This window comes from Xanthovirga aplysinae, assembly GCF_009711365.1.
GTDB lineage: Bacteria > Bacteroidota > Bacteroidia > Cytophagales > Cyclobacteriaceae > Xanthovirga > Xanthovirga aplysinae.
In genome coordinates, this window is sequence record NZ_SMMB01000640.1 from 1 (window position 1) to 2,961 (window position 2,961).

General features: G+C 36.1%; 2 protein-coding genes. One reads left to right on the forward strand and one right to left on the reverse strand.

The features are described from left to right. The first annotated feature begins 172 nt into the window (after positions 1–172). Positions 173–1,039, forward strand: coding sequence for a DUF2911 domain-containing protein (locus tag E1171_RS03595; protein ID WP_155204159.1), 867 nt, complete (start codon positions 173–175; stop codon positions 1,037–1,039). 80 nt (positions 1,040–1,119) lie between these two features. Here the strand turns inward: E1171_RS03595 and E1171_RS03600 are convergent, their stop codons facing one another. Then, positions 1,120–2,808 (reverse strand): sodium:solute symporter family transporter, encoded by a 1,689-nt coding sequence (locus tag E1171_RS03600; protein WP_155204162.1) that lies wholly within the window; start codon positions 2,806–2,808, stop codon positions 1,120–1,122. Positions 2,809–2,961: the final 153 nt, after the last annotated feature.

The following is a 2,961-nucleotide window of genomic DNA, read 5'->3' on the forward strand; positions in this document are numbered from 1 at the left end:
TTTATTCCTCTAAATCAAAAATCTATTATTGCAATCTTGTATAATTGTAATATAAAAAGGATAAACATCCTGCTTTAACAATTCCTCCAGGATTCAAAATATGTTTAAAATTTCTTTTTTTACACTAAATAGTATAATAAATTACTTTCAAATCAAAAAAGTACAAATCATCATGAGAAAAGATTTATTAAAAAGCTTACTATGCGTTTTTTGCCTCTTTATAGGCAGCTCTGTAGTAAATGCACAAATTGAAACACCACAACCGAGCCCTGCAAGCACGCTTATCCAAAAAGTTGGATTAGCGGATGTAACCATCAATTATTCCAGACCAGGTGTTAAAGACCGAGTGATTTTTGGAGATTTAGTCCCATTCGATAAAGTCTGGAGAACAGGTGCCAATGCTTCCACTAAAATTTCCTTCACGGAGGAAGTTAAACTAGAAGGAAATACAATCCCTGCAGGAGAATACGCTTTATACACTATTCCTTCAAAATCTGAGTGGACCATCATCATTCATAAAAACACCAGTCATTGGGGAGATTCTGGTTATAAAGCAGAGGAAGATTTAGTACGCTTTAAAGTTAAACCACAAAGAAGCCCTACCCTAATTGAAACTTTCAATTTTAACATTACTGATATTACCAACACAACTGCTATTCTTCAAATGGCATGGGAAAACACTGTCGTAAATATTAAATTAGAAACTGATATCGACAGTCAAATTATGGCTTCCATAGAAAAAAATATCATTAATATGGATCGTAATAATGCCAATTTATATTATCAAGCGGCAAATTATTACCTTACTGCCAATAAAGACATGAATCAAGCTCTGGAATGGATAAACATTGCCTTGGATGCTCGTCCTGATGCTTTTTGGTACGCCCATCTTAAAGCAAAAATTCAAGCACAGAATAAAGATTATAAAAACGCCATAAAATCGGCTGAGCATTCCAAACAACTGGCGGAAAAGGCTAACAATCCAGCTTATGTAAAAATGAACGAGAAGCTTATAGCTGAGTACGAGAAAATGATGTAAAAATACATCTCAGTTCTACTAAAAAAAGCCCGAATCTGTTCACTTTCAGATTCGGGCTTTTTCTTTGCTCTTAAAAAACTCTAAGCAACTAGATTTTTCCAAGTCTGTTGTCCATAAGAAAAAATAAGTACTAAGAAACAGCCCACCACATTGAACCATAAGTATGGCATCACATCGAAGTAATATAAACAAAGCACTACCGCTTCAGCAAATAAAGCAGACCAGAAAACCGCATTAGAACCAATCTTTTTGAAATAAAAGGCTACTATAAAAATCCCCAAAATAGTCCCATAGAACAATGAACCCAGAATATTAACAGCCTGAATAAGATTATCCACCATTGAGGCAAAGGTAGCAAACATAATAGCTAATACCCCCCACCCTACTGTAAACCAGCGAGAAGCATTCAAATAATGTTTCTCGGAAGCTTCTTTTCTAAAAGACCGTTTATATAGGTCGATTACAGTGGTTGAAGCCAAAGCATTCAGCTCAGATGAAGTGGAGGACATTGCTGCAGAAAATATCACAGCTAACAATAAGCCCACTAAACCTTTTGGCAAATAATCCATTACAAAAGTGATAAAAACATAATCAGCATCCCTTGCTTCCGCATTGGGATTGGCTTTTGAAATAATGTCTTTTGCCTCTTGTCTTAACTCAGAAGATTTCTCCTCAATTGCATTAACCTCCATAGCCTTTTGATCTGCTAATGGTTGGTTATTTTGTTGAATAGCGACCACCAATGATTTTACTTCTGCCTCTTTTTTCACGAAAAGAGTTTCAAACTCTTGTTCAACAGCTTTAAACTCATTGGCATATTCCGTTTCATAAACCTTTGCCGACTCCGCTTTATTAAAAAAGACAGGGGGTTGATAGAATTGATAGAATACAAAGACCATAGCACCGACTAAAAGAATAAAAAACTGTAGAGGCACCTTCATCAATCCATTAAACAGTAGACCCAATCGACTTTCAGTAATAGATCTTCCTGACAAGTACCGTTGTACTTGTGATTGATCCGTTCCAAAATAGGACATGGCCAAAAAGAAACCTCCTAGAAGCCCAGTCCAAATATTATAGCGGTTTTCCCAATCAAATGAAAAATCGATTACATTCATTTTCCCCATTTTTCCAGCCACGTGCAAAGCATCAGAAAAGCCAACACCAGAAGGTAAAAGGTATATAATCATTCCAAAGGCAACAATCATTCCCAGCATAATCACCACCATTTGATGCTTTTGAGTCTGACTAACTGCTTTAGTACCGCCGGACACCGTATACAAAATCACCAAAAAACCAATCAATAAATTAGCCATAAACAAATCCATCCCTAGAACAGTAGAAAGGATTATCGCTGGGGCATAAATGGTAATTCCAGCGGCTAACCCCCTTTGGACCAAGAAAAGAAATGCAGCAAGAGTCCGAGTCTTTAAATCAAACCGACTTTCCAAATACTCGTATGCGGTATAAACTTTTAATCTATAGTATAGAGGAATTACTGTAATAGAAAGCACGACCATGGCTAAGGGTAAGCCAAAATAAAACTGAACAAAACGCATTCCGTCCGAAAATGCTTGCCCTGGAGTAGAAAGAAAGGTAATAGCACTAGCTTGAGTCGCCATAATGGACAAACCAATTGTCCACCATTTCATGTCATTATTTCCCTTTAGATAGCTTTCAATATTTTTACTTCCTCTTGTTTTCCATATGCCATAAGCCACAATAAAAAACAAAGTACCTAGTAGTACAGTCCAGTCTAATATACTCATGAAAAATATGATGTAAAGAGGTAAAAAATAACTATGAGAAATAAAAGGTTTCCAATCAGTAGCACATATAAATTGCTCCAGGAACCAAGAATTGGAGGTTTCTCTTCCAGTTTTTCTTGCTTTTCTTTTTCAAGAACAGGCTCGTTCATTCGT

Bases quoted from the DNA above. Each gene is read 5' to 3' on its own strand.
- E1171_RS03595 (WP_155204159.1), top strand. From the start codon at position 173: ATGAGAAAAGATTTATTAAAAAGCTTACTATGCGTTTTTTGCCTCTTT.
- E1171_RS03600 (WP_155204162.1), bottom strand. From the start codon at position 2,808: ATGAGTATATTAGACTGGACTGTACTACTAGGTACTTTGTTTTTTATT.